The 20856-nt window shown below is 70.2% G+C and carries 20 protein-coding genes; 4 read left to right on the top strand and 16 right to left on the bottom strand.

Annotated elements, in window-relative coordinates; translation table 11 throughout:
* Window positions 1-127 precede the first annotated feature (127 nt).
* A complete protein-coding gene (locus tag RI138_RS21855) occupies window positions 128-931 on the bottom strand; it encodes a class I SAM-dependent methyltransferase (RefSeq protein ID WP_311121279.1) in 804 nt (267 codons plus the stop codon).
* A gap of 142 nt (window positions 932-1073) precedes the next feature.
* On the bottom strand, window positions 1074-1937 hold the full coding sequence (locus RI138_RS21850; protein ID WP_311121278.1) for a prepilin peptidase: 864 nt from the start codon (window positions 1935-1937) through the stop codon (window positions 1074-1076).
* Between the two features lie 124 nt (window positions 1938-2061).
* Between RI138_RS21850 and RI138_RS21845 the strand changes: the two genes are divergently transcribed.
* Window positions 2062-2445: a DUF192 domain-containing protein gene (locus RI138_RS21845; protein WP_096629584.1), complete on the top strand. Its 384-nt coding sequence runs from the start codon at window positions 2062-2064 to the stop codon at window positions 2443-2445.
* 22 nt (window positions 2446-2467) lie between these two features.
* Here RI138_RS21845 and RI138_RS21840 read toward each other — a convergent pair whose 3' ends face one another.
* Complete coding sequence (locus tag RI138_RS21840) at window positions 2468-3667, bottom strand: hypothetical protein (RefSeq protein ID WP_311121277.1); 1200 nt, start codon at window positions 3665-3667, stop codon at window positions 2468-2470.
* 169 nt (window positions 3668-3836) lie between these two features.
* Entirely contained in the window at window positions 3837-4430 is a 594-nt protein-coding gene (locus RI138_RS21835; RefSeq protein ID WP_311121276.1) for a hypothetical protein, read from the bottom strand.
* A 296-nt stretch (window positions 4431-4726) separates the two neighbouring features.
* Between RI138_RS21835 and RI138_RS21830 the strand changes: the two genes are divergently transcribed.
* Together RI138_RS21830 and RI138_RS21825 are read left to right on the top strand one after the other, a co-directional pair.
* Window positions 4727-6712, top strand: a complete 1986-nt coding sequence (locus RI138_RS21830) for a hypothetical protein (RefSeq protein ID WP_398863448.1) — start codon at window positions 4727-4729, stop codon at window positions 6710-6712.
* Between the two features lie 32 nt (window positions 6713-6744).
* Window positions 6745-7350, top strand: coding sequence for a hypothetical protein (locus tag RI138_RS21825; RefSeq protein ID WP_311121274.1), 606 nt, complete (start codon window positions 6745-6747; stop codon window positions 7348-7350).
* A gap of 45 nt (window positions 7351-7395) precedes the next feature.
* On the opposite strand, the gene RI138_RS21820 is transcribed toward RI138_RS21825, so the two are convergent.
* Complete coding sequence (locus RI138_RS21820) at window positions 7396-9228, bottom strand: eCIS core domain-containing protein (RefSeq protein WP_398863446.1); 1833 nt, start codon at window positions 9226-9228, stop codon at window positions 7396-7398.
* 51 nt (window positions 9229-9279) lie between these two features.
* Between RI138_RS21820 and RI138_RS32415 the strand changes: the two genes are divergently transcribed.
* Window positions 9280-9447, top strand: coding sequence for a hypothetical protein (locus RI138_RS32415; protein ID WP_398863443.1), 168 nt, complete (start codon window positions 9280-9282; stop codon window positions 9445-9447).
* A gap of 405 nt (window positions 9448-9852) precedes the next feature.
* Here the strand turns inward: RI138_RS32415 and RI138_RS21815 are convergent, their stop codons facing one another.
* From RI138_RS21815 to RI138_RS21765, 11 genes are all read right to left on the bottom strand, one after another.
* Window positions 9853-10437, bottom strand: a complete 585-nt coding sequence (locus RI138_RS21815) for a DinB family protein (RefSeq protein WP_311121273.1) — start codon at window positions 10435-10437, stop codon at window positions 9853-9855.
* Window positions 10438-10936: 499 nt separating this feature from the next.
* The gene (locus tag RI138_RS21810; RefSeq protein ID WP_311122971.1) at window positions 10937-12397 is read right to left on the bottom strand and encodes an amidase; all 1461 of its coding nucleotides are present in this window, start codon (window positions 12395-12397) and stop codon (window positions 10937-10939) included.
* A 211-nt stretch (window positions 12398-12608) separates the two neighbouring features.
* Window positions 12609-13229 carry an OmpA family protein gene (locus RI138_RS21805; RefSeq protein ID WP_311122970.1) on the bottom strand — a complete coding sequence of 207 codons (621 nt, stop codon included), beginning with the start codon at window positions 13227-13229 and terminating at the stop codon, window positions 12609-12611.
* Window positions 13230-13258: 29 nt separating this feature from the next.
* Window positions 13259-13882, bottom strand: a complete 624-nt coding sequence (locus RI138_RS21800; RefSeq protein ID WP_311121272.1) for a hypothetical protein — start codon at window positions 13880-13882, stop codon at window positions 13259-13261.
* A gap of 29 nt (window positions 13883-13911) precedes the next feature.
* The gene (locus RI138_RS21795; RefSeq protein WP_311122969.1) at window positions 13912-14520 is read right to left on the bottom strand and encodes a pilus assembly protein TadG-related protein; all 609 of its coding nucleotides are present in this window, start codon (window positions 14518-14520) and stop codon (window positions 13912-13914) included.
* Entirely contained in the window at window positions 14520-14750 is a 231-nt protein-coding gene (locus RI138_RS21790; RefSeq protein ID WP_311121271.1) for a hypothetical protein, read from the bottom strand. Before RI138_RS21790 ends, RI138_RS21795 begins: the two co-directional genes overlap by 1 nt.
* 213 nt (window positions 14751-14963) lie before the next feature.
* Entirely contained in the window at window positions 14964-15992 is a 1029-nt protein-coding gene (locus tag RI138_RS21785) for a response regulator transcription factor (RefSeq protein ID WP_311121270.1), read from the bottom strand.
* 56 nt (window positions 15993-16048) lie between these two features.
* On the bottom strand, window positions 16049-17443 hold the full coding sequence (locus RI138_RS21780) for a sensor histidine kinase (protein ID WP_311121269.1): 1395 nt from the start codon (window positions 17441-17443) through the stop codon (window positions 16049-16051).
* Between the two features lie 149 nt (window positions 17444-17592).
* Window positions 17593-18480, bottom strand: a complete 888-nt coding sequence (locus RI138_RS21775; RefSeq protein WP_096629570.1) for a DUF5936 domain-containing protein — start codon at window positions 18478-18480, stop codon at window positions 17593-17595.
* A 29-nt stretch (window positions 18481-18509) separates the two neighbouring features.
* Window positions 18510-19454, bottom strand: coding sequence for a type II secretion system F family protein (locus RI138_RS21770; protein ID WP_311121268.1), 945 nt, complete (start codon window positions 19452-19454; stop codon window positions 18510-18512).
* Window positions 19455-19464: 10 nt separating this feature from the next.
* Window positions 19465-20802, bottom strand: coding sequence for a CpaF family protein (locus tag RI138_RS21765; RefSeq protein ID WP_311121267.1), 1338 nt, complete (start codon window positions 20800-20802; stop codon window positions 19465-19467).
* Window positions 20803-20856: the final 54 nt, after the last annotated feature.

Raw genomic sequence — 20856 nt, 5'->3', positions numbered from 1 at the left:
CGTCGAGTAGGACGGCGGCACCCGCGATCCCGTTGCCTCCGAGGCAGGAGTGAACTGGCGTCCGGGGTAGGCAGGTTGACCGGGAGGCGGTCTCCCGGTCCGGTCACCGACCGTACCCCCGGGCCGGTCACCCCGGCTTGCGGGCCTCGATCAGGAAGCGGGTCGTGTGGGCGAGGAAGGGCCCCTCGTCCTCGATCCTGCGGTGCAGGGCGGCGAGTTGGGGCAGGTACCCCTCGACGGTGAACCCGGGCACCATCCAGATCACCTTGCGCAGGAAGTAGACGACCGCGCCGATGTCGAAGAACTCGGTGCGCAGGCTCTCGGCCCGCAGGTCCACCAGCTCAAGACCGGCCGCCGTCGCGGCGGCGCGCGCGTCCTCGGGGTCACGGGCCCGGCGCACCTCGGGCGGCTGCGGGCCGAGGAAGAACTCGACGAGTTCGAAGACGCTCGCCGGTCCGACCTGCTGTGAGAAGTACGTACCGCCGGGGGTCAGGACGCGGGCGATCTCCGCCCACCAGGTGGTCACCGGATGACGGCTGACGACGAGGTCGAAGGCGGCGTCACCGAAGGGCAGCGGCGGTTCGTCCTCGTCCGCGACGACAACCGCGCCCAGAGGATGCAGGAGCGCGGTGGCGCGGGCGATGTTCGGCGGCCAGGCCTCGGTGGCCACGGTCACCGGCGGAAGCTTCGGTGCGGCGGCCAGCACCTCGCCGCCCCCGGTCTGCAGGTCGAGCGCGGCACGGGCCCGGCCGAGCCGGTCGGCCATCGCGCGGGCGTAGCCCCAGGAGGGTCGCTGCTCGGTGGCCCGCCCGTCGAGCCAGGAGAAGTCCCAGCCGTCGACGGGGACGGCGGCCGCCTCGGCGACCAGGGCCTCGAACCGGTCGCGGGAGGCGGCGGAGGAAAACGGGAGGGGGGTGGACTCTTCGGGCATAGGGAAATCGTGTCAGGTGGGGCAGGGGTACGCGAACGGATTCCGGGGCCGGGCCCGCGACGACCGGTCGGCACCCGCGGACAGCCGTCGCCCCCCGGACGAGCGGGCGCGCGCCGGACCTGGCGCACGTCCCGCTCGGGCGTCAGGCGGCGAGGGCTCCGAGCAGCAGCCCGGACAGTGCCCCGGCGATCATGAACGGGCCGAACGGGATGCCCGTCCTGCGCCCCGCCCGGCGCAGGATCACCAGCCCCAGTCCGTACGCCGCCCCGAACAGGAACCCGGCGAACCCGCCGACGAACAGCACCGCCCAGCCGTACCAGCCGAGCGCCACGCCCAGGGCGAGGGCGAGCTTCACGTCACCGAAGCCCATGCCGTTCGGGTTGATCAGGAAGAGCAGGAAGTAGAAACCGCCCAGGGCCAGACCGCCCAGCAGCCCGGAGGTCCAGGAACCCGCGTGTCCGGGGAACAGGGCCGCGCCGCCGAGCAGCAGGACGGCCGCACCGGCCAGGGGCAGGGTCAGCGGGTCGGGGAGCCGGTGGACGCGCCGGTCGACGACGGCGAGGAGCACGGCGACGGGGGCCAGCGCCAGCCATCCGAACAACTCGGGCCGGGCCCCTGTGGCGGCGGCCAGCACGACACAGGCGAGCACGGTGACCAGGGGGGCGAGGACGCCGGGGGCGTAGGAGGCGCAGGAGGCGTAGTGCCTACGGGGAGGCGGACCGGTGCCGGGACGGGTGCCGGTCGCCTCGGTGCCGTCCGCATCGGTGCAGACCGCCTCGATGCCGTCCGTGTCGGCGTCGGCGGGCGCTTCCGGGGCCGTGGCGCAGGGCGTGCAGCGGGCCGGGCCGAGCCAGCCGCCCGCCGGCCCGGTGAGCGGATGACCGGCGGGGCACGCGGTACGCCAGGGCTCCTCCGGCGCGACGGCGAACCGGTAGGCGGCACGCGGGATCAGCAGTCCGGTGGCGGCACCCCAGACAGCGGCGAGGGCGAGCAACGCGACGTCCACGGGGCGACCCTAATCCCGGTTGCCGCCAGGGGTCTTGGGCCCGGGGACCCATGCGTGGCCTTGGGGGCCCATGCGTGGCCGTCAGGGCCCCGCGCGGGGCCGCCGGGGGCTACGGTCGGTGCCCATGTGGACAAGGACATGGCGCGACGGAGACGGAACGCTCACGGTCGGCGCGAACTCCGGCGAGGGGCCCCGGGAGGTACCGCTGCGGATAGCGGCCTCGTACCGGGCACGCACCCGGGGGCTGCTCGGGCGGGACGGGATCGAGGGGGCGCTGATGCTCACCCCGTGCGGGAGTGTGCACACCTTCCGGATGCGGTTTCCCATCGATGTGGCTTATCTGGACCGGAAGTTCAGGGTGCTGGCGGTCCGCACGATGAAGCCGGGCCGCCTGGGCCTGCCCCGGCTGCGGGCCCGGCACGTAGTGGAGGCGGAGGCCGGGATGATGGAGCGGTGGGGGGTGCGCCCGGGCGTACGGGTGGAGCTGCGGGCGGCGGGCACCCCGTAGGCGTACGGCGGGCCGGGGCGGCCTACGGCGGGCCCGCGCCGAGCAGGGTCCAGGCTCCGTAACCGGCCGACAGGCAGGCGAGCACGGCGAGGACGGCTGCCGCGCGCCCGGTCGTCCGCAGCCGCATCAGGGCGACGGCGGGCGGCAGGAGCAGCGGGAACGCGGGCATCATCAGGCGCGGCCGGGAGCCGAAGTACCCGGCGCCGATCAGCGAGATGACGACGATCGCAAGGGTGTAGACGAGGACGGGGAGCGGCTGCCGCTGCCGTACGCAGAGCACCACGAGCCACCCGAGCAGCCCGAGCGCCGCGCACAGCCCGAGGGCGGCGGGCCACGGGAGACCGGCGATGAAGGAGGCGAGGGCGCGGCCGCCGTCGATGTTGTTGCCCCACTGCGCCTGGACGTCGAAGTACGCGAACGGGCTGCCTTCTCGTACGGCCACGAACACGACGTACGCCAGCCAGCCCAGCGGAGCGAGCGCCACGCCCGCGATCATCCGGCCGTTGCGGCGGAGGACCGGACCGGCACCGCCTCCGGCACGGCACTCCCGTACGAGGGTGACGGCGGCGGTGATCGCCAGGGCCGCGATGAGGGCGGCCGCCGACGGCCGGGTGAGCCCCGCCAGTACGCACAGGGCACCGGCCGCGATCCAGCGGCCGGTCAGGACGGCGTACAGCGTCCAGGCGGCCAGCGCGGTGAAGAGCGTCTCGGTGTATGCCATCGACTGGACGAACGCCGTCGGATACACCCCCCACAGCGCGGCCAGCACCACCCCCGTGCGCCGCCCGTGAAGGTGCGCGCCGACGGCGAAGACGCCCCAGGCCGCGAGCAGCCCGGCCGACCAGGCGACCAGGAGTCCGGCGCCGCCGGGGGTGAGCGGAGTCACCTCGGAGATGCCGCGTTCCAGAGCGGGGAGGAGGGGGAAGAAGGCCAGGTCGGAGTGGAGGGCGCCGTCGGGGAGCGTGACGGTGTACCCGTATCCGTCCTCGGCGATGCGCTGATACCAGACGGAGTCCCAGCGTCCGCTGAGCCGCGTGAGTGCGTCCTTCCCGGTGGCCGAGGCGGCTGCCCAGAGGACCAGGAGCCCCAGGGCCCGCACGGCGGCGTAGACCGCGAGGGCGGGCGCGGCGGCCCGGAGCGCGGCGGTGGCCCGGGGCCCGGGAGCGATGGACCTCGGGGCCGGGGCGTCGGGCGTCCGGGTACGGAGCTGGTTGTCGGACATACGGCCGATTATGACGCCGATGTCGGACACTCCTGGACGGCGGAAGGCCGGGCGCGCGGCTGGGCACGCGAGGCGGCGGACGTTGGGCGCGCGGCTGGGCATGCGAGGCGGGGGACGTTGGGGGCGCGGGGTGGGGGCACGGGGGGCGCGCGAGGTGGGGTGCTGAGGGTCACACGCCGAGCACCGCGTTCCCGAACACCTTCCAGGGCGAGATCTCCACCGCGTCCATGACAGCCAGCTGGGGGTGGCGGGCCGCCGTCTCGCCGCGTACGGCGACAGCGTCGGGCCAGGCGTCGAGGTGGGCGGTGCCGTCGATGACGACACCGTCCCAGTCGGTGGCGCCGGTCGCGCCGCTCCTGTCGACGACGAAGCCGATGCAGAGCACGGACGCCCGCCCGATCGTCCGCCGGATGGCGTTCACCGCGTGCTCCCGCTCCGGTGCGGGCAGCTCCCCGACGGAGAACTCGACGGCGACGACGCCGGCCCGCGCCCGCCGGATGCGCACCAGGAGGTCGAGGTCCCCGTCCGCCCACAGCCGGAAGCCGACCTCCTGAAGCCGCTGGAGCCCGGCGACGGACAGCAGCTGTTCACGCGTGACCGGCGAACGAGCGCCGGAGGACGCGGAGTCGAGGCTGACGAGGACGATGCGGCCGGTCACCGGGTGCGCCGGACGGAGCCCCTCCGCCTCCAGGTCCCCCAGGAGCGCCCGGGCGTCCGGCCGGGACCAGCCCAGGTGGTACGAGTAGAAGAATCCGGCGCTCATCGACGCCCCACCCCATCACACGTCATCACGGTGTCGTGGTCGGCGACCACCGGCACCACCGAGCGTACTGAGCGGCGGCCGGGGTGGCATGGGCCCCCGGACCCACGGGCGGCCCAAAAGCGGAGCATCCGGCGAACAATTGACACAACCCGCCTCCGTTCCACTGGACTTGGGCCCATCTTTGGGACCGGGGACCCGGGCCGTCGCGGCATCCCGGCCGTACGCTCTCGACCGTCGGACAACATGCGCGGGGTCGGATCCGGGTTCGGGTCCCACACCCGGGGAGAGGGTGCGGTGTGAGCGGTGGCGGCGGTGACGGACGCGGCGGAGGCGGTGGCTCCGTTGCGCACGGCCAACAGGACGGCCGGCTCTTCGCGTTGACGCGGAGCTGGGTGGCGGGCGCGCTCGTCTATCTCACCGCCGGGCTGCTGGTGAGCCGGATCCTGCTCGGACTACTGGGCACCGAGGCCCGGTTGGACACCTTCGGCTGGCGGCTGGCCCTGATCCACCTGCCCGCGCTCGCCGTGACGCTGCTGACGGTCCTGGCCGCGGCCCGCGTGCTCCCGGACGAGTACCGCGCGGCCTCCCGCCCGCTGTATCTGCTCGCCACCCTCACCGTACCGCTGGGCGGGCTGCTGTACGGCTTCGCCGTCTCGTGGGACGTGGTGGGGATCGAGGGGGTCCTCATGCCCGCGGTCTCGCTGGCGGCGGGGGCGGCGTCCGGGGTGGCGGTCGACCGGCTGGTGGCGGAACGCGCCACCCGGCCCCCGCCTCCGCCGCCGTCGTACTCGTACAACTGGCGTGACGGCGGCGCGACGGCGATGGAGTACCTGGGCGTCGTCGTCCTCGTAGTGCTGCTGATCGGCGCGATGGCGATGGCCGGGGCCGGCGGGCAGATCGGCGAGCGCATCCGGTGCGCGGTCACCTCCCTGGCGGGCGGCGGCTCGTGCGGCGGGGGCGGCCAGGACCCCGAGGCGCGGCCGAGGACGGACGCGGACTACGAGCCGAAGATGTGCCAGATCTCCTCCATCTCCGACACCGCGGGGGGCAAGGTCAAGATCGGCTGGTTCGAGTGGGGCCAGGAGTACGGCTTCCAGCAGAAGGTCTCCCAGGCGAACACCGATGTGAACGGGGACGGCAAGGTCGACGGCAACGACAAGATCGTCTCCATGACCTTCACGGACGCGGCCTCCGCCGGGGTCACCGCCAGTACGCCCGGCGTCAAGCTCGGGAGCCTCGGTAAGGCGGATGTCGACATCGGCGGCGGCATCAAGATCACCAACGGTGACACCTGGATCTTCGCGAGCGAGGAAGAGGCTCAGCAGATGCGGGACGACATCGAGGAAATGAAGATGTGGGAGACCTCCACGAAGCACAGCGGGGCGTACGGCGGGGGCTGGTACTCCGCGATGAAGTGGGGGGAGAAGAAGGAGGAGGTCGAGCGGAAGATCGGCAACAAGAAGATCTCCTACTCGACCATCGGTCTCGACGCCTACGCCGACGGCGGCCTGTCCGTCAAGGGCGGAGACGAAGACGAGCTGGGCGCCAAGCTGGGCGGCAAGGCGAAGTTCTCGCCCGAGGTGACGATCACCAAGGACGACGTGAACGGCAACGAGTCGTACACGTACACCGCCAAGCTCGAACTGGAGGGCAAGGCCACCGGGAACGTGGGCCCGGTCAAGGGGACCGTGGGCGCCAAGCAGAACCGCACCGGTGCCATCACCGTCACCCGCGACCAGAAGACCGGGAAGATCGTCCGTATCGACATGACGCAGACCGTGGAGAACGGTTCGACGTCCGGCAAGGTCGAGGTGGGCGGCGACAACGGAGAGAGCGGCCAGGACAAGCGCGGAGGCAAGGGCAGCGCATCCGACTCCTCAAGCGAGACCGGTATCGACGTGGTGACGAACTCGATCGTCTTCGGCAAGGAGACGGACGCGGCGACCGAGGCCGAGCGCGCGATCGCCGAACAGTGGCTGGACGGCTCCGGCAACAACACCGCCCCGTTCGAGTACCTCTTCGGCGACCAGGGCATGGACTCCCGCCCGCAGGGCAACGATCCTTTCCGGCAGCTGATGTTCGAGGACGGCCTGTCGAGCACGATGCGGTATCTCGGCGAGAGCGACGCCCAGGAGTTCGGCTTCGAGATCTCGCTCGGGATGAGCCTCGGCTTCTCCCTCTCCTCCGAGGAGAAGAAGGAGACACTGGCGGACGCACGGTTCCTCGGGGCCCCGCAGGGCGACCGGCGCACGTATCTCCCGTACAGCTACTGCGCGAACTGACCGGAAGGACGTGAGGGGCGGTGACAAGGGCGATGGGGACCAGGACGCGGACGACCCGGGCGCGCGGGACGGTGGTGGCCGTCCTGGGGGCGGCCCTGCTGCTCACCGGGTGCGGCGGCGACGGCTCAGAGGGCACGGCGGAGGTGCCCGAGGGCTGGGGCACGCTGGACACCAAGAGCCTCAGCGTCGGCTACCCGAAGAACGAGGGGTACGCCGAGCAGCCGGCGGCCGAGCGCGCGAAGAGCAACGCCGCTGTCGCGCTCAAGGAGGAGAAGGGCATCCGTACCGGCATGGTCTCGGTCCAGCTGGACTTCGCCACCGGCGTGCGCGACGCGGCCGGGGCGGCGGCCGCCGCGGGCGCGGGCATCGGCCTGGGCTCCACCCGCAAGGCCACGGAGGACGTACGCCTCGCGGGCCCGGCGAGCGCCCGCGAGGCCCGCGATGCCCGTCGGATCGACTACGACTTCACGGCGGACGGCCGCGAGTCCACCCCGAACGCCGGTACACCGATGACGGGCGTGCTGGTCGCCGGGGTGGACTCGAAGGGCGTGCCGTTCGTGGTCCGTCTCAACGCGGTGAAGGACGCGGTGAGCGGGGAGGAGCTGGACGCGTTCGTGGGGTCGATCACCGTGAAGTAGGCCCTGCGCGCTCCGCGTTGGGGCGCGCGCAGGGCCGGGCCTGGGCTACTTCCTGCGGTGGCGCTCGCCCAGGCGGGCCCCCTGCTCGCCGCGGACGTTGTCGCGGACGCCTTGGAGCAGGAAGCCGATGTACTGGAGGTCGTCGAGCAGTTGCTCGTAGTTCGCCTGCGCCTGGATGTCGCGGAACTCGATGCGGCGGTGCGCGGTCTCCGTGTCCTCACCCATGTGCTCCAGGTTCACGGCCTGGTAGTGCAGCCGGTCCTCGGGGTGGGCGTCCACCTTCTCCCGAAGGTGCTGGGGGGCGTTCGCGTGCAGGGGGAGGTCCACCATGTGGGCCTGTAGCTCCCCGATCGCCTGCGGCAGATGCGTCCTTCCGCTCCGCGCGTCGGCGAGGATGCGGTCGAGGAGGTCCCGCACGGCGGGCAGGTGGTTCTGGGGCAGGCTTCCGGTCCACGGTGCGTTCACCACATCCGTCTCTCGCGGATCGGCGCCGAATTTCGCCACCCAGTTCTCCCAGTTGTCCTCCCATTCCCGCATGGACTGGACGAACAGCTCGACGCTCCCGCCGAACGCCGAGGCACTGTCCATGGAGATGTGGCCGCCACCACCGGCGATGCTCTGGTCCACGCGCAGGCCGGAGGCCTGGGCACCGCCGAATATGTGATTCTTGATGATGGTTCGCACGTGGGGGTCGCGCATGCTGCTGACCGAGGTCGGGTCGGTCCGCGTCTCCAGGCACGCATCGTCCATGGTGATCTCCCACCACCACCGGTTGTTGCCCTGGGAATACGTGAATCGCTTCCCGGCCTGGTCCTTCACGGTGACGTCACTCACCGTCATGGTGAACCCGTTCGGCGGGGCGGTGCCCTGCACATGCGCGGTCCAGGCGTTCATCTTGTTCCGGGCGTAGGTGATCGCGGCCCTGGCGTTGGCGTCCGCCTGCCCGGTCAGTCCACCGATGTCCACGCGCAGCGGGTTACCTCCGGCGATCCCGTTGAGGGTGTCGTCCGTGAACGTGAACTCGGTCCCGATGACGCTTCCCGGCAGCGGATTGGCATAGTCCGGATCTTCCCTGACCTTGGCCGCCGTCGCGCACTCCTCCTCCATGATGTTCAGGTACTTCACCACCGTATTGATCTCCTGGTCACTGACCTCGGCGCCACCGTTGGCCACGGCCCGGGACAGGATCTCGGGAAGGTTGTCCTGGGACGCCTCGCCCATCTGCCGAAGAACGCGCATCTTGGCCCTCTGCTCGACCGGCGCCTCCGCTTCCATTCCCAGCACCACACGCGTGTACTGCGTCACGATTCCCGCGTAGTTGCTCCTGATGTACTCCCGGGCGGTCTGCGCCCAGTCGGCAGGAGCGTTGTCACCGGCGAAGGGCCGGTGGAACCGCTGAACCGCTATGGCTGCGGCGTGCGCGGGGGCGGGTGCGTGCTGGACGGGCTCGTGCCGGGCGGGGGCGGCTTCGTGCCGGGCCGGTGCGGGGGCCTGCTGGACGGAGGCGGGCTCGTGCCCTGCAAGGGCCGGGGCCTGCTGGACGGAGGCGGGCTCGTGCCGGTCCGGTGCGCGGCTCGCGCCACCCGGGCGGGAGAGGGCGCGGCGGGCGTTGGCCTCGGCTTCGCGTTCGAACCGGTCGGAGGGATCACTCACGGAGACCCCGTTGCCCTGATCGGTCCCGGACACCGGCCCCCGCCGCTGCTGGATCACATGGGTCAGCTCGTGGGCCAGAGTGTGCCGGTCACCGCCGCCTTCCCCGATGACGACATGACTGCCGGAGGTGTAGGCGCGGGCCCCCATGTCCGCGGCGGTAGCCTTCGCGGCGGCGTCGGTGTGAACCCGCACGTCGGAGAAGTCGGCGCCCAGCCGGGATTCCATGTCGCTACGGGTCGCGTCGTCCAGCGGCCGTCCGGGCGCACGCAGTACGTCGTGGACGGCGGCGCGCTGCACAGGAGCGGCCCGGTCGCCGTGGTGGCCGCACCCGGCGGAGTGCTGGTGCTGCTCCTCACCACGGTCCTGGCCCTGGCCCTGGGCCTGAGGGTGGCCTGCCTCGCGCAACATCTGGACGACGGCAGCGTTGCCCGCGCGGGCCTGTAAGGCCGCCAGACCGGACGTTGCTGCCGCCGCCTGCTCCTGGGACGCGAACTGAGCCCGCGCCTGGCGTCGACCGGACCCCTCGGCGGCTTTGCCGGGCTCGTTGTGCAGATGGGAGTGGGACATCTCTACTGCCTTCGGGACGGCGACGTTCGCGCGGCGTCGGATACAGGACAATCAGCTAGCAGGGGAAATCAACTCGATACCAGGAAAATGCGCGTGTACCGGAGAGTATCGACTGTCAAACTATCGTGCGACTTACGCTGGTCCGCCGACAGTTGGCCGCCGGCCCGGGACATGGCGAACGACGGGGGCTTCACTCGTCGCCGGACGCTTCGTTGGATTCGATGGATCGGCACCCAGGGCCGGCATCATGCCGCCCGGACATCCCGTCACATGAGACAGCCTCTAAGCCTCGATCGGTGCGGCCGACCTGGCGGCCTGCTCGATCTTCGCGCAGTAGGCCGCCCGGGCTTCCTCGTCGATCGGCTTCTCGTGTTCGGCGCGCAACCCGGTCCGGCCGTCGAGGCCCTCGCGCAGGATATCGGCGTGCCCGGTATGCCGGATGGACTCGCCGAGGACATGGACCATGATGGCGAACAGGTTCGTACTGGCCCAAGGCTCCGGCCACCACGGCACGTGGCCGGGGGCGTCGAGGGGAAGTTCGTTGATCGTCGCGTCCGAGTGTTCCCACGTACGCCGGTAGAACTCGATGATCTGATCGCGGGTCTCGCCCTCGGTCGCCCACAGATCGCTGCCGTTGGAGTCCTGCCACCGGGGCAGCGGTTCCGGGGAAGGGCGGTCGAAGACCTCGCCGAAGTACCTGGCCTCGACGGTGGCAACGTGTTTGACCAGGCCGAGGAGGTTGGTCCCGGTCGCTGTCAGCGGTCGGCGGGCGTCATATTCGGACAATCCGTCGAGTTTCCAGAGCAGCGCCTGGCGGTCCCGCCGCAGTCTCCCGTACAGGTTGTCCTTCGCGAATTCATCGATCACGCGCCACGAGCCTGCCATGCGCAGCTCGTGGCCTCAAGATCCCGTACGTGGCCCGCAACGACTGACAGAGCCGAAGCCTGGCCTCGGCCACGGCCCTGACCTGGTACAACCTGACCCGCTACAGCCCGACCAGCCACAGCCTGACCCGCTACAAGAAGTTCGCGAACCCCGGCACAGCGGTAGCCGAAGAGCCGGGCAATCTCCCTCTCGACCTTTCACTGTCACGGCGGAGGTGCTCGATGGACTACGTACAACTCTCTGTCGGGAACCATCCGCGTTGCCACGGAGAGGAGTTCGCCCAGGGCCAGCGCGGCGGGCCAGGCGTAGCGGGTGAGCCCGCGAGTCCGCAGCGCTGCGGCGGGCAAGCCTCGCCCGGCCGCCGCGCTCCGCGGGTCGCCCAGCGGGTCCTGCTCGTCCAGAGGCGAACTCAGGGCCGAAGAGGAGGAGACGACACCTCTCCCATCACGTCCGTACCTCGTCCTCTACGAACGCCCCGTCATTACGCTCCCCGCTCAGGTGCCTGGAAGCCGCCGATCCTCCGCTCAAGCAGTTCGGCCAGGCGCAAAGGAGTACGGTCCTCGAACATCGGGCCTATGAGTTGCACTCCCACCGGCAGGCCCTCCGGGGAACGGCCCGCCGGGACGGCGGTGGAAGGCAGACCGGGCATGGTGGCCAGGCCGGCCCAGACGAGCTGGTCGAAGTACGGGTACTCGATGCCGTCGATGTCGATACGGCGTTGCCTCAGGTCGGGGTGATGGTCGTGCGGGAACGCCGGAGTGGGCGTGACGGGACAGACCACGGCGTCGAACTCGGCGAAAAGCTGCCGCCAGCCGTGGCGGTGGAACTCGCGACGGGTGTCCACCTCGATCCAGTCGCGGTGACTGAGCACCATGCCGCGCAGCCGCACCGCGTCAAGGCTGTGGTCATCTGTACTCAGTCCGGCTGCCTGGGAGCGCAGTTGTTCGTAGGACTCGACAGGAAATCGTGCAACGGAGCCCGCGACCAGCAACTGCATGTAGATCGTCGCGGCCTCGGCCAGATCGGGCAGCAGCTGACTGTGCCACTCGACGCGGGCGCCGGCGTCGACCAGCGCGTCGGCCACCCGGTCCACGCCCGCCCGTACGGCGGCTCCGGTCGGAATGAACGGATGCTCGTCGAGGACCAGGACCCTGAAGTCGCACAGCCGCTCGTGGCGCGCGGGCGGCAGCGTCACGTGGTGCGCCACACCGAACGTCAGCGGGTCCGGCCCGGCCATGACGTCGAGCAGGAGCGTGAGGTCGCGGGCGCTGCGCGCCATCGGACCGACGACGGCGAGGTCGGGGGCGACCGGCAACGCAGGTGTGCGGGGCGGGACCATACCGCGGCTCGACGCCAGCCCGAGCGTCGGTTTGTGTGCGTAGACACCGCAGAAATGCGCGGGGGTCCGCAAGGAACCGGCCAGGTCGGAGCCGATGGACAGCGCACCGAATCCGGATGCCAGGGCCGCCGCGGAACCGCCGGAGGACCCACCCGAAGTGCGGCCGTGATCCCACGGGTTATTGGTGGTGCCGTAGATCTCGTTGAAACTCTGTATGTCTTGCAGCCCCAAAGGCACATTCGTCTTGCCGAGCACCACCGCACCCGCGCTCTTCAGCCGTGAGACCTGCACCGCGTCCTCGGTGGGCAGGTAGTCCCGGTGCGGCGGCATGCCCCAGGTCGTGGGGAGCCCGGCCACGTTGTAGGACTCCTTGACCGTGACCGGTATGCCGAGCAGCGGCCGGTCCTCACCTCGGGCGCGTGCCTGGTCGGCATCGCGCGCGGCTGCCCGGGCCCGGTCGAAGTCCGGCACGCAGATGGCGTTGATCGCCTTGTCATCCCGTTCGATACGGGCTATCGCCTCGTCGGTCAGTTCCGCCGAGGTCACCTCACCGGAACGCAGGGCGGCCGCGATTTGTTCGGCCGTCAGAAACTTCCGCTCCATGAACTCCGTGAACTCCATGAATCCGAACGTATAGGCCTCCGGGACAGGGCACGAAACAGCGATTCACACAACGGGATGGATATCCCGGTCCTCCACCATGAGCCGCGCCCCGCCGAGTACGCACGTACCCGCCACCGCTCAGTGAGCGATGACGGGTGCGCCGAACAGTGAGCCTCTCGGCCCCACACAGCCGTACGTGGGGGGGAAGAGGTCAGGATCCCTCCCCGCGCGGGAAGGAGACCTCCACGCGGCGGTTCTTCTTCCGGCCCTCCTCGTTGCTGTTGCTGGCAATCGGGTACTGCTCGCCGTAGCCACGGATCTCGTACGTGATCGAGGAGCCGAGCTGCTTCGACAGGACCTTGTGCACGGCGTCGGCACGCTGCTTGGAGAGGACGTCGCCGTGGGCCGAGGAACCCAGGTTGTCGGTGAAGCCGAAGACGCGGACCCTGGTCGCGTTCTGCTTCTTGATCTCCTCCGCGATGGCGGCGATCCGGGCGTTGGCGGCCGAGCCGAGCTTCGCGCTGTCCTTGCCGAAGAGGACTTCCGCCTGGAGGGCGAACTTGATGTCGGCGTTGCTGTCCTCACGGCGTTCCTCGCCACCGAGGTCTTCGACTACCTGGACGATGTCGAGGACCTTGGCCGGTCCGAGGGTTCCGCCGTCGGGCATCTTCAGGTCGGGGTCGTTGGCATCGACCTGCACCGGTGGGACCGACTGCGCCTCGGTACCCGGCGGAACGCTGGGGCTGTCATCGGCCAAGGCGGGTGTCGTTCCGAAGAGCGTGAGGCTCGCAACGACCAGGAGCGTTGCCGCCGACCGGCCGCGCGGTCGCATTGGAGTGCGTGTGTGCGTCATGGCGGCCGTCACCCGGAGATCTTTACCGAGGTGGTCGCGAAGGTCGGAAGTGTGAAGTCGACCTCCGTCGTCGTCTCCGGCGGTGCCGGGAACTGCATGAACACGGAGGTGGTCTTCCCGGCCAGGAGGGGCGGGATGCCGGTCGTGCACAGGCAGCGGTTCTCAGTGTCGCGCAGGATGTAGTAACGCTTCTTGCCGACCTTGTCGACGAGGGTCGCTCCAGCGACCGAGTTCGGGTTCTTCGCCAGGAGAGCGGTCTCCGTGCCCGCCCACGCAGTCGTGTTCTTGGACTGTGTGCCTTCGTTCTTGATCGACGCCTGGATGGTGACGAACCCTCCGGAGTCACGCTTTGCCTGATGGACGGTCAGCAGAAGACCGTCGCCACGGATCTCCGCCAGCTTCGCATTCGGGTCCACGTTCTCGCCTGCGGCGGTGTCCGGCTGCTGCTCGCCCTTCTCTTCCGTAAACAAACTGGTGGGCGCCGGAGGCTTCGCAGAGTTCTCGGTACCCTGCTTGGCCTCGTCGCTGCCGCCGCCGTCGTCACCGCAGCCGGTGAGGGCCAGGCTGAAGACGGCTGCCAGAGCGGCAGCCGCCAGCGCCCTTCGGCCTGTCGTGGTGTGCCGAATGCTCATGTTCGGATTCCTCTACTCATGGATCGCTGTCACTGGTCGACCAACCGCACATCAAAGAGGGTTCTGCTCACGCTCTCCCACGGGGGAGGGCTGCCCGGCGCGATCTCAAGGACCTCGCCGTTCCGGCACGTGAAGATGAAGAGGTCCTGGACTCCGTCGCTGTTGAGGTCCACGGCTTTCGGGCGAGGGCAACGGAACTCGATGAGTGCGGTGGCCTTGGCCTTGGCGAACTTGCTCTCCGAGCCGGGCAGCACCGACGAGTCCACCGGTCTACGGCCCTCGACATCGACCGTGATCCGGTCACGCAGGTAGCCGTAGGCCGGGATGCAGGAACGCAGGTCGGTCCCATTGATGTCGGCCAGCCGCCCCGCCTCGTCGCAGCGCGGAGCGAAGGGCGCACCCAGGAAGAGGTCCAGCGTGTTGGCGGGAAGCGAGGCATAGAACCCCGTCCCGAGATCGTCACGTGCGCTCTGAGCGGCGGCGAGTGCGGCGGCGTCGGCAGCGCCCTGCGAGCCGTTGCGCAACGCGGAAGCCTTACCGACAGCAAAGAAGGCAAACGCGAGGAAGAGCAGGCCCGCCACCATCACTACGTAGATGGGGAAGGCCTGCCCTTCGTCGTTGCGAGAACGACTGATCATCACTGAGCCGTGATGGAATCCACCAGCCCGCTGATGCGCTCCGAGATCGCCCCGCCGATCCCCGTCGCCACGATCGCCCCGATGATCGCCACGACCACCAGGATGATCCCCAGGTACTCGAACGCCGTCTGACCCCGGTCCTTCGCCGCCGCGCGCTTCTGGATGCTGCTGACCGCGGTGCTCGCCCAGCCGTTGACGCGGACGGCGGTCTTCAGGGTGATGTTCGACATGGTGTGCCCCTCCTGGTTCGGCCGACCGGTTGCCGGCCGACTCGCACGTTTCTGCGGTGTCGTTCGCGGTACCGGCTTCCTCCTGGCCGGTTTCGCTGGCGACATGAGAAACATAGGGGGCCAACACCGTTCGGCCAGAGGGTCCGTGGGCCCATTCACGGGCCCAAAGGGTCACCTGGGCCCGCGTGGGGGCCGTCGTGGGGGTGCGCTCGCTCATGGCTGCCGCCCCGGGGTCCTCGGCGCTGTGCCGAGCCAGTGGGCTATCGCCTCGCTGCGGGTGGCGCTGTGGAGCTTGGTGAAGATGCGGTTGATGTGGTTCTTGACCGTCTTCTCACTGATGAAGCAGGTGGCGGCGATCTGCTGATTGCTCATTCCGGACGCAATCAGGTCCATGACCTCCACCTCCCTCGAACTCAGCCCGTACTGCTGCCTGTTGGGGGCGGACACCGACCCCCCGCTTACCGAAGACTGTCCCACAACAGGTTGCAGTTGCGAAAGGCCTTCCGAAGGTTCAGCCGGGCGTGAAGGGGGTGGGGGCGGTGTTGCCGTCAGTGCCGAGCCGAGGCCCTCGGGGAGGGGTGCCCGGTGCGGGGCCGTGCCGTGGCGCATGTGGGCCAGGAGGGCGTCAGCGGCGGTGACCGTGAAGTTCGCGCGGCCGTCCTTCGTGTCGCGTACCGCCTGGACCAGCTGGTCGGCCGTGAACTCACCGTGCACCAGATAGCCGCCCGCCCCCAGCCGCAGGGCCTCGTGGACGATCTGGCTCTCCCTGCTGTACGTCAGCATCAGTACGGGGGCGATGCCCACCAGGTGCGGCAGGGCCGAGATGCCGTCCACACCGGGCATGCGGACGTCCAGCAGGACCACGTCGGGGCGGTGTTCGAGGGTCTTCTCGTACGCCTCTCGGCCGTCCGCCGCCTCCGCGACCACCTGGATGTCCGCCCGGCCCGACAGCAGGACGCCCAGCCCCGCCCGGACCACCGGATTGTCGTCCGCGACCACCACCCGGAGCCGCTCGGCCTCCGGTGCGGTGGGTCCGGAGGGAAAGCCGGAGGAGACGGGGGGCGCGGGGTTGATCGCAGAGTGCTGGGGGGTGCGGCGGTCAGGGTGGCCCGCGGGGCCGGGGTCCGACGCGAGCGGGATGTGCGACGAGGTGTGCTGGGAAACGTGGGGGTGGGCCACCGCCCCGTGGGGGTGGCCCACCGCTCCGTAGCCACTCGTCGCGGGGGAGACATCGTCCGGCATGCTGCGACCTCCTCTCAGGGTTGGAAGTTATAGGGGCTGTGGGGGTTATGGGCGTGTTACTGGGTGTTTGCTGATGGCGGGTGGCTTCGGTCGAGCCGGACCGGGTTGGGGTGAGGTCGGCTTCGGTGCGGTCGGCTTGGGTGGGGTGTTCCTTCGCGCCCCCACAAAGCCGCCAACGGCAGTTCCAGGCGCACCTCCGTGCCCTTCTCCGCCTTTCCCCGGCCGATCCTGATGCGGGCCCCGATCGACGCGGCCCTCTCGACCATGCCGACCAGGCCGAAGTGACCCGCCCGGCGCAGCCCTTCCAGAGTCGTACCGGCGGGGAGGCCCCTGCCGTCGTCGTACACGCTGATGCGGAACACATCGCCCTTCACGCCCGCGAGGACGATCAGGTACGTCGGGCCCGCGTGGCGGTGGGCGTTCTCCAGGGCCTCGGAGGCGACGGTGAGGAGTTGCCGGGCGACCGCCTGCGGGACCGGGGGGACCGGGATCTCCTCGGACAGGCGGCGGAAGGTGGCCGTTACCGGATGGCGCTCAGTGAAGTCCTCGGCCTGGGCGGCCAGTTCGGCGACGATGTCCACGCCGCCCTCCAGGCCCTGTTCCCGGCGCAGGTCCGTCAGGAGTTCCCTCGATTCGGCCGCGGCCCTTCGCGCGGCTCGGGCCACCAGTTCCGCCTGGAGTTTCACGGTGGGCGGGTCCATGCGGTCCGCCGAGCCCGCCAGGCCGTCGGCGGCCAGCGCCAGGCCGTGCAGGGTCTTGGCGACCGAGTCGTGCATCTCCCTTGCCAGGCGGGTGCGTTCGCCCTCCACCGCCTCGTTCACCGCCAGCCGCGCCCGGGTCTCGGTGAGCGCCTGCGTGGCCGTCCCGAAACGCAGGAGCAGGTTGCGCAGGGTGACCCCGACCGCCCCGGCCAGTACGCAGAAGCCGGGCAGCAGAAGGGCCGTCGCGCCGTCGCCCTCCAGCTTCGGGACGCTCGCGTACACGCCGAAGACGATCACCACCTGGAGCGCCGCGAAGACCGCCGCGCCCCGCCAGCCCTGGATCAGGCCCGCCAGCAGCGGGGTGCAGACGGTGACGTACGCGAGGGTCGACTCGGGGGTCGCCGTGACCAGCAGCAGGGCGCCGAAGAACACGTCGACGGCGAGCAGCCAGGGGCGGCGCAGGAGGAACGGGCCGAAGCGCTCCCAGTCCCGGAACAGGAGGTACGAGCCCATGAAGGTGACCAGGATCGCCGTGCCAATGAACCAGGTGGGCAGACCGGGCGCGGTGTGGCCGATGGCGTACGGGGTCGCTATCGCGATCATCGCCAGGCGGAAGCCGAAGACCTGGCGGCACATCGCCTGGAGCGCGTTGACCTGGATGGCGAAGGCCGGGCGGGCCGGGGTGCCGGTGTGTACGCGGATCAGTTCCGCGCTCAGTCCGGGCTGGGCGCTGCTCAGCTGGTATGCCATGTGCCTGTCACCTCCGTCCCGTGCCCCGCACGACCCCTACATCCCGCACATCCCGCATGTGCCATGGATCTCGGACATCCCGCACATCCGTCGCTCGAAGAGCGCTCCGGGGCGCAGAGGTTGCGTCCCCATCCCGCCCGTCGTTCATGTCAGCCGCCCGTGATAAATGCGAAGTCGACATCCGCCCCGTACACGAATCCGACCGTGAGGAGCACGAGCGTGCCGGGGAGCAGGAACGACGTCACCGCGAACGTCGCCTTCGGGACCGCCTTGGCCGCCTTGCGGCGGGCGTTCTGGGCGTCCGTGCGGCGCATGTCGTTGGCGATCTGGATGAGCGTCTCGACGATCGGCGCGCCCAGTTCCTCGCCCTGCTGGAGTGTGGTGACGAACATGGCGACCTGCTCGGAGTCGTTGCGTCTGCGCAGCTCCTCGAAGGCCTGGCGGCGACTGACGCCCATGTCCATCTGCCGCAGGGTGATGCGTAGTTCGTCGGACCACGGGCCTTCGTACTTCTCCGCGACCCGGTCCAGCGCCTGCCGGAAGCCGAGCCCGGCGGAGACGACGACGGCCAGCACGTCGAGGAAGTCCGGCAGGGTGCGTTCGATGTGCTCGCGGCGCACCCGGATCGCCGACCAGATCCCGGCCTCCACCCAGAACAGGCCGAAGGCGATCATCAGGAGGGCCAGGAACAGCTGGCCGCGCAGGAGCATCGAGAACGCGCCGAGGAGGCCCAGCGCCCCGTAGACCGCCCGGCGGGCCGCGTAACGGTCGATGGTGAGGCCGCCGGGGTTGCCCGCCAGGTCGATCTGGCGGCGCTTCTTGTTCACGGCCTTGGGGCCCATCATCCGCAGCACCATGGGGGCCCAGCGGATGCCCAGGCGGTCGATGCCCGAGCCGACCGCGCTGGTGCGGGTGGCCCCGGATTCGAGGGCTACGGCGAGGTCGCCGGGGAGCTTGGCGTCGGCCCGGTACATCCGGATGCCGTGGATGGCCCCGTACACGGCGAGGCCGACGACCAGAGCCAGCAGCAGATCCATGTCCGTCCTTCCCCTCTCTCTTCCTGACGTCAGACGTCGATACGCGACAGGCGGCGGATCACCACGAACCCGATGGCGTACAGGGCGATGGCGACGACGACCGCCGCCTGGCCGATGAAGGCGCCCGTCATCCGGTCCAGCGCGCCGGGCATGACCGCGTTCATCAGGAGCATCGCGCCGATACCGAAGGCCGGTACGGCGTAGGCGGTGACCGTGACCTGGGAGAGCTGGGTCTTGACCTCGCGGCGGGTCTCCTTGCGCTCCTCCAGGGTCTCGGTGAGGTTGCGCAGCGAGCTGACGACCGTACCGCCCGCCCGGTTGGAGAGCACCAACGTCGTTACGAGGACGACTAGTTCGCGGGAGGGAAGGCGGTCGGTCAGTTCGCCCAGGGCGTTCTCCAGAGGCTCGCCGACCGCCAGACGCCGTGCCACTCTGGCCAGTTCCTCGCCCGCCGGGTCCTCCAGCTCCTCGGCGGCCATGGAGAGCGCGGTGCGCAGAGCCAGGCCGGCCTGGGTGGCGTTGGCGAGGATCCGGGAGAGCTCAGGGAGCTGGTTGATGAAGCGCTCGGTGCGCTTGGCCCGCTGCCAGTTGAGGAAGGCGTTGGTGCCCCAGAGGCCGATCAGGGCGGCGACCGGGCCGAAGAACGCGGCGAGCATGGCGGAGGCGATCATCCACAGGCCCGCCATCGCAACGAGCGCGTAGACGAGGAATTCGCCGGGGGTGAGCTCCATGCCGGTCGCGGCGAGCTTCAGCTCCAGCTTCCGGCCGAGCACGGTGCCGCGCAGCCTGCGGTCCAGGCCCTTGAAGCGGCGGACCCGGCCGGACTCGGGGAGCTGCCCGACGTGGGAGAGGCGTTCGACGAGGGCGTCGCGGTCGGCCTTGCCGCCGGAGTAGGCGTACAGGCCCATCACGCCGAGCACACAGGCCACCAGCGTGACGCCGACGGTGATCAGGGGGAGGTTGGCGTTGTCCATGGCTCGGTACCTAGTTGGCCTCTCGGGTGGCGAGTTGTCCGACGCTCTCGGCGACGCCGAACGCCTGCGGGATGGGCTGGCTCGCCATGTAGAGGCGGTCGGCGATCTTGCGGGGCAGCGGGAGGTACTGGAAATCTCCGTGGACCCGGCCGTCCGGGGCCATCGGCCGGGCGTTGAACCGTGCGACCGTGACGATGCGGTACGGGTCGCGGCCGTGCGAGTCCAGTACGGCGATCTCAGTGATCTTCCTGGCCCCGTCGGCGTGCCGGGTGAGCTGGACGATCACGTCGACGGCGCTGTTGATCTGGTCGTGCAGCGCCTCGAAGGGGATCTCGACCTCCGACATGGAGGCGAGGGTCTGGAGCCGCATCAACGCGTCCTCGGCGCTGTTGGCGTGGACGGTGGCCAGCGAACCGTCGTGGCCGGTGGACATCGCCTGGAGCATGTCGAGGGACTCTCCGCCGCGGACCTCACCGACGACGATGCGGTCGGGGCGCATACGCAGGGAGTTGCGGACCAGGTCGCGGATGGTGATCTGGCCCTTGCCCTCGACGTTCGCCGGGCGGGACTCCAGCCGGATGACGTGGCTCTGCTGGAGCTGGAGCTCCGCGGAGTCCTCGATGGTGACGATGCGCTCGGAGTTGGGGATCAGCCCGGAGAGCGCGTTGAGGAGGGTCGTCTTGCCGGTGCCGGTGGCGCCCGAGACGATGACGTTGAGCTTGGCCTGTACGAGACCGGCGAGCAGGACCAGCATCTGTTCGTCCAGCGAACCGAAGCCGATCATCTCCTGGAGCGTGAAGGAGCGCGGGAAGCGTCGGATGGTGAGCGTCGCGCCGGTCAGCGACAGCGGCGGGATGATGACGTTGACACGTTCACCGCTGGGCAGGCGCGCGTCGACCATCGGATTCGACTCGTCGACGCGGCGGTTGACGGTCGACACGATCCGCTCGATGGTCTGCATCAGCTGCTCGTGGGAGCCGAAGCGCATCGGGAGCTGTTCGACCCTGCCATTGCGTTCGACGAAGATCTGGTCGGGGCCGTTGACCATGATCTCGGTGATGGACGCGTCCTCCAGGAGCGGTTCCAGGATGCCGAGACCGAGCGCCTCGTCCACGACGCGGCGGATCAGCTGGGAGCGTTCCACGGTGGAGAGCACCGGGCCCTCGCGGCTGATGATGTGGCCGAGGACGCGTTCCAGCCGGGCCCGCCGGTCGGCGGCGGCCAGCGAGGACATCTCCGCGAGGTCGATCTCCTCCAGCAGCTTGGCCCGGTAGGTGGCCACCAGGTGGCCGTCCTCCCGCGCCCCGCCCTGCTCCTCCGGAGCGGTGATGCGTGCCCGCAGGCTCATCTGCGTAACTCTCCTCGGTGTCGCGGATGGTGCTGGTCCGGTCGGTACGTGCGG

The organism is Streptomyces durocortorensis, from assembly GCF_031760065.1.
Lineage (GTDB): Bacteria > Actinomycetota > Actinomycetes > Streptomycetales > Streptomycetaceae > Streptomyces.
This window is presented reverse-complemented; position numbering and strand designations above follow the sequence as displayed.

Bases quoted from the DNA above. Each gene is read 5' to 3' on its own strand.
- RI138_RS21855 (WP_311121279.1), bottom strand. From the start codon at position 931: ATGCCCGAAGAGTCCACCCCCCTCCCGTTTTCCTCCGCCGCCTCCCGC.
- RI138_RS21845 (WP_096629584.1), top strand. From the start codon at position 2,062: ATGTGGACAAGGACATGGCGCGACGGAGACGGAACGCTCACGGTCGGC.
- RI138_RS21840 (WP_311121277.1), bottom strand. From the start codon at position 3,667: ATGTCCGACAACCAGCTCCGTACCCGGACGCCCGACGCCCCGGCCCCG.
- RI138_RS21835 (WP_311121276.1), bottom strand. From the start codon at position 4,430: ATGAGCGCCGGATTCTTCTACTCGTACCACCTGGGCTGGTCCCGGCCG.
- RI138_RS21825 (WP_311121274.1), top strand. From the start codon at position 6,745: ATGGGGACCAGGACGCGGACGACCCGGGCGCGCGGGACGGTGGTGGCC.
- RI138_RS21820 (WP_398863446.1), bottom strand. From the start codon at position 9,228: ATGGAATCCCGGCTGGGCGCCGACTTCTCCGACGTGCGGGTTCACACC.
- RI138_RS21810 (WP_311122971.1), bottom strand. From the start codon at position 12,397: ATGGAGCGGAAGTTTCTGACGGCCGAACAAATCGCGGCCGCCCTGCGT.
- RI138_RS21805 (WP_311122970.1), bottom strand. From the start codon at position 13,229: ATGCGACCGCGCGGCCGGTCGGCGGCAACGCTCCTGGTCGTTGCGAGC.
- RI138_RS21800 (WP_311121272.1), bottom strand. From the start codon at position 13,882: ATGAGCATTCGGCACACCACGACAGGCCGAAGGGCGCTGGCGGCTGCC.
- RI138_RS21795 (WP_311122969.1), bottom strand. From the start codon at position 14,520: ATGATCAGTCGTTCTCGCAACGACGAAGGGCAGGCCTTCCCCATCTAC.
- RI138_RS21790 (WP_311121271.1), bottom strand. From the start codon at position 14,750: ATGTCGAACATCACCCTGAAGACCGCCGTCCGCGTCAACGGCTGGGCG.
- RI138_RS21785 (WP_311121270.1), bottom strand. From the start codon at position 15,992: ATGCCGGACGATGTCTCCCCCGCGACGAGTGGCTACGGAGCGGTGGGC.
- RI138_RS21780 (WP_311121269.1), bottom strand. From the start codon at position 17,443: ATGGCATACCAGCTGAGCAGCGCCCAGCCCGGACTGAGCGCGGAACTG.
- RI138_RS21775 (WP_096629570.1), bottom strand. From the start codon at position 18,480: ATGGATCTGCTGCTGGCTCTGGTCGTCGGCCTCGCCGTGTACGGGGCC.
- RI138_RS21770 (WP_311121268.1), bottom strand. From the start codon at position 19,454: ATGGACAACGCCAACCTCCCCCTGATCACCGTCGGCGTCACGCTGGTG.
- RI138_RS21765 (WP_311121267.1), bottom strand. From the start codon at position 20,802: ATGAGCCTGCGGGCACGCATCACCGCTCCGGAGGAGCAGGGCGGGGCG.